The following is a 7,228-nucleotide window of genomic DNA, read 5'->3' on the forward strand; positions in this document are numbered from 1 at the left end:
CTTCGTTTTTTTGCCACAGATGCACAGATTTAATTTTTCTATCTGATTATCTGTGGCTAGTTTATTTTTAACTTTTGAATTTTTACTTTTAACTTATTTACTCCATTCTGCGTGAAAAACACCTTCACTGTCAATACGCTCAAAAGTATGTGCTCCAAAATAATCACGTTGTGCCTGGATCAAGTTAGATGGCATTCTACCTGTTTTCAATGTATCAAAGTAAGTGATGGCTGCCGCATAACAAGGCACTGCAATACCCGCACTAATGGCCGAAGCAATGACATTTCTTGTATCCTTTAAGCCTTTTTGAAGTTTCTGCTGGATAGAGGCATCTTGATAAAGATGCTGTAAGCTTGGTTGTTTTTGGTAAGCCTCATAAATATCCTGTAAGAACTCGGCACGAATAATACAACCACCTCTCCAGATTTTTGCAATTTCGGCCATATTCAATTCGTAGCCATACTCTTCGGAAGCTTTCCATAATAAATGCATGCCTTGGGCATAAGCTGATACCATGGCAAAATAAAATGCTTCCTCTAATTGTGCTTCAAAGTCTTCGTTTTGGGTAATGTTTGCTGCTTTACCAAATGCACCTTCTAATTCTACGCGTAAATCCTTCAATTTAGAAAGGTTTCTGGCAGCTACCGAGGCATCGATGGTATTTAAAGGAATTTCAACGTCCATTGCAATCTGTGAAGTCCATTTACCTGTACCTTTTGATTTGGCTTGGTCCTTGATTTCATCAACCAATAAATTACCAGTCTTTTCATCTTTAAACAAGAAAACATCTTTGGTAATTTCCATTAAGAAAGACTTCAAGCGACCATTATTCCATTTTTCGAATACTTGTTGGATCTGTTGGTTATTGTAGCCTAAGCCATTTTTAAGGATATCATAGGTTTCAGCCAATAATTGCATAATGGCATATTCAATACCGTTGTGTGTCATTTTAACGAAGTGTCCAGAAGCGCCAGGGCCAATGTAAGTCACGCAAGGTTCGCCATTAACTTTAGCAGATACCGCTTCTAACAAATCTTTCACTACACTATAAGCATCTTTATCTCCACCAGGCATTAAGCTAGGCCCAAAACGAGCACCTTCTTCACCGCCTGAAATCCCCATTCCAAAGAAATGGAAACCTTGCTCTTTTAAAGCAACTGATCTTCTAGTCGTATCAGCATAATAAGAGTTTCCACTATCAATAATAATATCACCCTTACTCAACAGCGGCGTAATTTCGGCAATCACCTCATCTACAATCTTACCAGCTGGCACTAACAAGATGATCGTCTTTGGTGAAGTTAAGCTTCCTACAAAATCTTCTACTTTGGCAAATCCCTTCAGTTGATGCGCCTTACCTTCTTCTTCTAACAAGGCAAGCATTTTGTCGCTCTTATCGTGTCCAGTTACAGAGAAACCGTGATCGGCCATATTTAATAACAAGTTTCTGCCCATGGTTCCCAAACCAATCATGCCGAAATTGTAGCTCTTTTCAGTGTTGTTGATACTCATTTTTATGTTGCTTTACAAAATAATTTAAAGGTTATTGATATTTCTAATCGTAAAGATTAGTGCAAACCAAGAATTTCTCTTTGGCTTTCCAAAGTTTGGCGCCGCCCTTAATACCGTCTTTATTAGAGACAATTTTGATATTATGATCTAGCTTAAAATCGATGTTTGCTGAGTTTCCGCCCCCAATGTAAAGTAAATCGTAGTTGAAAACCGTTTTATATATTTCGATGATGTATTTCAATCTCTCGTTCCATTCTTCTTTGCCCACTTTTTCGAAGCCTCTTTTGCCAATATATTCATCGTAGCTTTCTCCTTTGGTGATGGGCAAGTGCGCCAGTTCAAAGTGAGGTAATAAATCTCCATCAAAGAGTAGGGCCGTACCAAAACCAGTACCCAGGGTAAATACAATTTCTAGGCCTTTACCATTTACAATGCCTAAGCCCTGTAGATCCGCATCGTTTACCAATCTTACTGGCAGATTAAACAATTGACTGATCTGATCTGCAAGATTTACATTAGCCCATTTATTCTCTCCTAAATTGGGCGCTGTTTGCACCACACCGTCTCTTACATAACCAGGAAAACCTACAGAAATCTTTTCGAAGCCTTTCAGATCTTTAGTCAGCTTTTTAATGGTTTCGATTACCTCTTTAGGTCCAGCATTTTTTGGAGTAGGTTGGGAGATGTAATCGGTAACGATTTTACCATTATCATTTAGTATGCAAGCTTTAATGTTTGTTCCGCCAATATCTATCGTGAGTACGTTTCCTTTTTTTGAAATTTTCTTTACTGACATAATTGGCTTTTATTTTTTGGTGCTAATCAAAGATAGCTAGTTTATAAAGGGGAAAAGTTGTTTAAAAATCAAATTTTGTGCGTTTGATCAGCAAATTCAAAGTTGATCAGCTTGGGCACGTTATTGATCATCGAACCAATTGTTTGCTTGGTAGCGATATCTTCAAAATAAAGTGCTTCCTTAGTCTTAATTTGCTTTTTTAGGTGGCAATAGATATAGAGACATTTGATCCAATTGATCGCTTTTTGATGGTCTTTCCATAACTGCGGATATAAAGAAACCACATTGCCGTTGATCTGTATGAGTTCTTTCTCTAATAATCCTTTAACATTTGCCAAGATTTTAGCGTTTTGCTCAGCCGAATTTACAGGTGCAGTATGTTTTTTATTTGCGTAAAACATGTCGCTAATTTACTAAGAATTAATCTTTATTCCTTCTGAAAATGATTTTTCGCAATTGGAGTACCCCATTAGTGAGATGATGCTTTTTAGGAGTAAAGAATGGTAAGCTTAAAACCGATAGGAGTGAAATACCTGCGGAGGCTCCTAATGCACCACCATAACCATTAAAGAACCTGCTGGTGTTGAGGTAAATAACCGCAAATACTAAACCCGAAATAGCCAATTTGAAATAGCTATCGATGATTTTTTTTGAAGCCATCCCGATAAAAGAACCTCCAATAAAAACCACTGGAATATTTTTAGCCAGTTCTGTTGACAATAGGTTTGGAAAGCAATAAAAGATAGAGGCAACAATTAAGGATAACAATGCCGAAGACCTTACGGGACCTTGTGTGAGCTGATGGTTCACATAAAAGGTAAGCATTGCGGCAATGATTGCGGTAAGGATAAGGACAAATGCGATCATTTCTTAAACAAAAGGAAAAAGATAAACGAAGTGATGGTTACTGCGGTAAAAGCTACCGTGCCTAACTTGCCACCCAAGCCATTAAACAAACTTTTGGAAACCAATAATAAAACAGCTGCAAAGAAAGAGGCGGCCAACACAAAATAAACCGATGAGGCAATGGTAATATTGGTCATTCCAATGAAAGCCCCACAGTAAAACGTAGCAGGCAATTGTTTCAGATAAGTAGATTTTTTATTCAATAGCGGAATAAATGATGCCAAAGTGCCTACAATGCCAGCAGCCATCACTGGCCCCAAATGGTAAATGTTATTCAAAAAATAGCAAGCCAGCGCTCCAATGGGAATCCACATTACAATCAGCACATGCTCATGCAAATTGGTACGATGATGAATAGGGGCTTTTAGGTAGGAAACCAAGAGTAGCAGACTCAAAACAATAATGATAAAAGGCGTGTAAATGCTCTGTAGTTTCTCAATAAAAATGGCGGACAAAAATAGAAGTTGTATGATTAGCGTAAGGGCGATGGTAAATGTTCTAATCTTCTTTCTGGGCATTAACAAGCTTAATTAACATCAAAAATAGGAGCTGATGTATTTAGATGATTTCCTTGTATGAAGCACTCCTAAAAGAGCTTCTTGATTACCCTTCAAAGGTATCACAAATGCCAGTCATTCTAAAATGTTTTTACCCTTAAAAAGTATCATTAGTGCTTGTATTTGAGGACTTGGAACAAATTTTGCGTTATCATGACAGACCAAAACTCGTTAAACATGAAGCCTTTATATTTTCTGACCATTTTAATTGGCATTGCGCTTCTTACGGGATGTGCCGCTTCTCTAAAACAGCCACAAAGAACAGATATGCTTCAAATGAAGTCTTTAAGTGCTTTTAATGGTGTTTACCAGAATATTGGAACGACAAAAAGCAATGGCACATATAACACCTTATGGTACCATTTAACTAGTATTGGACAAACTGATACCACTACCTTCCCAAATGCAACCATTACACTGTTTGCACTGGATGATGAAAAAATAAGGGCTACTTGGGAAGCGAAAGGAAATGCCTCCAAAAGCATTGAAATAAAAGGAAAATTTAAAAACGGTTATTTTGTTGCCAAGCCTAAACGTAGTGCAATCCCTATACCGCTCATTTACGGAGAATTCAAGAACAGACAGGTTCAACTATCCTTAAATCAGGACAACAGTTTGCACTTAGATCAATTGCACAATGAATGGGGATGGGTGTTTCTTTTTCTGGCCAATAACGACACCAACACTTTTAACAACTATCAAAAAATAAGAGAGCAGTGACTCTTGTTTATTAATTGGATTTCTTTGTACCTGTCTTGTGCTGTTTCAAAGCAGCAGCAATCTTGGAATCTAAAATCTTTTCATCGCTATCAAAAGAATCTTCGAAACTATTACCCACTTGAATCAGTTGGTTCCCTTTGCCCATGCGATAAATACTGTAGTAGTTCTTTCCTGCAAAGCTATAACTGGTGACTACTTGATATTTTGGGTGATAACTAGGGTTAGGCAAATCTTCAAAACCTTTTACTCTTTTGAGGGTTTTCGCTTTTGGATTAGCTAAAAACAAATAATAAAGTTCGTTACTTCCCCTTGCGCCCGTGCCTTTTAAAATCAAGAAATCTGCCACGCCATCACCATTGAAATCTGCTTTCTTGGTTTCCTGTCCGTATTGCATCGCCAGTTCTTGTTTCCACAATGTGGTTTGTGAACCTGTTTTTTGATGAAAGAAATGAACGGTACAAACTCGCTCACCTGATGTTTTGACACTACCTTCATCAATAGCCAGCACATAACTACGGTCGTTAAAGGGATAAAAGTATTTCCAGCCTTTTGCAAGGCTTAGCCAAAGCGGAAAGGTAATCAACAACCATAGTCTTTGCATAATTTTATCAATTTAGGGTTGAAGTTGAGCAAGGTAATAAGCATATTGCTTCACCTTTGCTTGTCCATTTTTTTCTTCTGCAGATGTTTTCACGATGAAAGAACGATCATCTAACCATTTAATTCCCTCAACAGCCCATTTTTTGGTTTCGTAACTTGCTTTTTCAGTAAGTAGTGTTTGAGGATGGTTTCTGCTACCTATTTTCAACACCCCAATAAAAGAGCTGTTTTTTTGATACACCCAGTTGTAAAAATAAACTAGATATTTGCCATTAGGCGAAGGAATAGGCAATTGCACGGCGTCGTCTCCAACAGAGGCAATGGCATATTTCTTAGCGCTTAAATCATCAACCAAAACAAGGTCGCTAAAACCAATATGTTCGGCAGTGTGATGACTAAAAAGCGCATGCATTTGTAGAGAAGGGTAATAACCTGCATACTGGTAGCCCTTAAATCCTTCTGCCGAGTTAACTTTCTCCCTATACTTTTTCAAGTTTAGCATTCCCTTTTTTGTTTGGATGGAAAGATTTGCGCCATCACCAAATAATTTAGGTTGTGAAAGCATGTTCTTCACTGGAATGCTGTCGTATTTTGCTTGGGTGCTTTTTACCAAATTTAGCTTTGGGAGCTTGTCAAACTTATCTGCATAACCAATGGTGGCTACATTGCTATTTTGCGCATAGCAGGAGTAACTGATGAGTAAAAATAGGCACAGTATTCTCATGTTATTTCTTTTGAGGTGCAATCACATAATAAGCGTTTTCACCAACCCTAATCAAACCATAAGCTAAATTTTCCAAAGGGTAGTACTCTACGTTTTGTTCGATGCATTGTCCGTAAGGGGCCTTTGGATACACATTATCCAGTTTTATTTTCAAGGTATCTTGTTTGGTAAGGATATGATAGTATTTGGTGCCATTCCAAATCTCATCGAGACCTGCGCCGCAGGCTGCCCTTTCGGTTTTTTTAAAATAGATAAGTTCCACCGCTTTGGCATTTTCAGTTAACGGTACTATTTCCTTGCTTTTAGTTGCCGCTTTATCCCTATCCAAGGCTGTTGTTTGATGATCAAAAATCCATGTAAAAACTTTATCACTATTTTGAGAGATCAATAAGCCATGATCAAAGATCAAATTCTCCGTCGTTAAATCTGAAATCTTAAGACTGCCTTTAATCGCACCATCCTTATCTATTCTAAAAACTTGATCAATAGGGACCTTTTTATTTGAGCTAGGATATGCTAATAAAATGATGATTTCTTTGCTTTCTGGAAGATAATAAGGCTTTCCAGCGATATATATCCCTTTGGTATCCAGCAGTTGTTGCGACAAAGGCAAGCTATGATAAGCCTGCTCTTCGATTTGCATGGGTGCCTGTTTAATTTTTTTCATCCAGTAAAAGGAGAGGACACTCAATACCAAAGCCGCCAAAATATAGAAGATGAATTTGATATTGCCTTGCATTGTTTCGGGAACAACTGCTTGCTGGGAACGGTATAAGAAAAGACGAACGCCACCTCCCATGACCACAGAACAGACCGCAATGTATAATAAATGAGACGTTAGAAACTGTTTGATGAAGATCCCGTAGGCACTAAAATCCGCAAAATTTGGGAGTTGGACGAAGCCGTAAACCAACCAAAATGCAAACAATAGCACTACAAACACCAAGGAAATCAGCAATCCTGTATTTGGATAAATGACTCCTGTATTCAACAAATAGGTCACAAAACCAATCAATAAGGTAGTGAGTACTAAGATAACCGCACAGCCAAACAAAAAAATAATAACTGTACCTAAACTCAAAAAGTTAAATGTGCGTCCACCGAGGTAGTAAAAATAAGTGAAGGCTAATAAAATGGCTGCTAGAAGTGCCGTTTTGAGGCTAATATTCATACTTAGTTCATAGTTGGTTGGCGTTAATCATTCATTTAGTTGTTCAATTTAACGGCTATAACCGTGCCAATTAAACCTTTTTCGAGTGCAGAGATGATTTTTTTGAGCTGATTACGAAGTGCTTAAAACAAACTTCATCAAATTTGCTCAGCTAAGTTTGTGGAATTGATTAGAGTTTGTACTTTTGCCCTCGGAGAGCTGGCAGAGTGGTCGAATGCGGCAGTCTTGAAAACTGTTGACTG

9 protein-coding genes are annotated in these 7,228 nt (G+C 37.9%); 1 reads left to right on the forward strand and 8 read right to left on the reverse strand.

The features are described 5' to 3' along the window. Window positions 1–93 precede the first annotated feature (93 nt). From gndA to DUT70_RS03100, 5 genes are all read right to left on the reverse strand, one after another. Complete coding sequence (gene gndA / locus DUT70_RS03080; RefSeq protein WP_113645825.1) at window positions 94–1,512, reverse strand: NADP-dependent phosphogluconate dehydrogenase; 1,419 nt, start codon at window positions 1,510–1,512, stop codon at window positions 94–96. Between the two features lie 43 nt (window positions 1,513–1,555). Then, entirely contained in the window at window positions 1,556–2,308 is a 753-nt protein-coding gene (locus DUT70_RS03085; RefSeq protein ID WP_113645826.1) for an ROK family protein, read from the reverse strand. Window positions 2,309–2,376: 68 nt separating this feature from the next. Further along, a complete protein-coding gene (locus tag DUT70_RS03090) occupies window positions 2,377–2,709 on the reverse strand; it encodes a hypothetical protein (RefSeq protein ID WP_113645827.1) in 333 nt (110 codons plus the stop codon). Window positions 2,710–2,728: 19 nt separating this feature from the next. Then, a complete protein-coding gene (locus DUT70_RS03095; RefSeq protein WP_113645828.1) occupies window positions 2,729–3,175 on the reverse strand; it encodes a hypothetical protein in 447 nt (148 codons plus the stop codon). Further along, window positions 3,172–3,732 (reverse strand): hypothetical protein, encoded by a 561-nt coding sequence (locus DUT70_RS03100; RefSeq protein WP_113645829.1) that lies wholly within the window; start codon window positions 3,730–3,732, stop codon window positions 3,172–3,174. The genes DUT70_RS03095 and DUT70_RS03100 overlap by 4 nt, the downstream gene beginning before the upstream one ends. Window positions 3,733–3,924: 192 nt before the next feature. Here DUT70_RS03100 and DUT70_RS03105 point away from each other — a divergent pair, with 192 nt between their 5' ends. After that, a complete protein-coding gene (locus DUT70_RS03105) occupies window positions 3,925–4,491 on the forward strand; it encodes a hypothetical protein (protein WP_113645830.1) in 567 nt (188 codons plus the stop codon). A gap of 10 nt (window positions 4,492–4,501) precedes the next feature. On the opposite strand, the gene DUT70_RS03110 is transcribed toward DUT70_RS03105, so the two are convergent. From DUT70_RS03110 to DUT70_RS03120, 3 genes are read right to left on the reverse strand one after another with little or no spacing between them, the layout of a single operon-like run. Continuing rightward, window positions 4,502–5,092, reverse strand: a complete 591-nt coding sequence (locus tag DUT70_RS03110) for an XAC2610-related protein (protein WP_113645831.1) — start codon at window positions 5,090–5,092, stop codon at window positions 4,502–4,504. Window positions 5,093–5,104: 12 nt separating this feature from the next. Further along, window positions 5,105–5,815, reverse strand: coding sequence for a hypothetical protein (locus tag DUT70_RS03115; protein ID WP_113645832.1), 711 nt, complete (start codon window positions 5,813–5,815; stop codon window positions 5,105–5,107). Window position 5,816: 1 nt separating this feature from the next. Beyond that, a complete protein-coding gene (locus DUT70_RS03120; RefSeq protein WP_113645833.1) occupies window positions 5,817–6,986 on the reverse strand; it encodes a hypothetical protein in 1,170 nt (389 codons plus the stop codon). Between the last annotated feature and the right edge of the window lie 242 nt (window positions 6,987–7,228).

It is taken from the genome of Pedobacter chitinilyticus, from assembly GCF_003313385.1.
Taxonomy (GTDB): Bacteria; Bacteroidota; Bacteroidia; order Sphingobacteriales; family Sphingobacteriaceae; genus Pedobacter; species Pedobacter chitinilyticus.

Excerpts from the sequence above, each read along its gene's own strand:
- gndA (WP_113645825.1), bottom strand. The coding sequence starts at position 1,512 with ATGAGTATCAACAACACTGAAAAGAGCTACAATTTCGGCATGATTGGT.
- DUT70_RS03085 (WP_113645826.1), bottom strand. The coding sequence starts at position 2,308 with ATGTCAGTAAAGAAAATTTCAAAAAAAGGAAACGTACTCACGATAGAT.
- DUT70_RS03090 (WP_113645827.1), bottom strand. The coding sequence starts at position 2,709 with ATGTTTTACGCAAATAAAAAACATACTGCACCTGTAAATTCGGCTGAG.
- DUT70_RS03095 (WP_113645828.1), bottom strand. The coding sequence starts at position 3,175 with ATGATCGCATTTGTCCTTATCCTTACCGCAATCATTGCCGCAATGCTT.
- DUT70_RS03100 (WP_113645829.1), bottom strand. The coding sequence starts at position 3,732 with ATGCCCAGAAAGAAGATTAGAACATTTACCATCGCCCTTACGCTAATC.
- DUT70_RS03105 (WP_113645830.1), top strand. The coding sequence starts at position 3,925 with ATGACAGACCAAAACTCGTTAAACATGAAGCCTTTATATTTTCTGACC.
- DUT70_RS03110 (WP_113645831.1), bottom strand. The coding sequence starts at position 5,092 with ATGCAAAGACTATGGTTGTTGATTACCTTTCCGCTTTGGCTAAGCCTT.
- DUT70_RS03115 (WP_113645832.1), bottom strand. The coding sequence starts at position 5,815 with ATGAGAATACTGTGCCTATTTTTACTCATCAGTTACTCCTGCTATGCG.
- DUT70_RS03120 (WP_113645833.1), bottom strand. The coding sequence starts at position 6,986 with ATGAATATTAGCCTCAAAACGGCACTTCTAGCAGCCATTTTATTAGCC.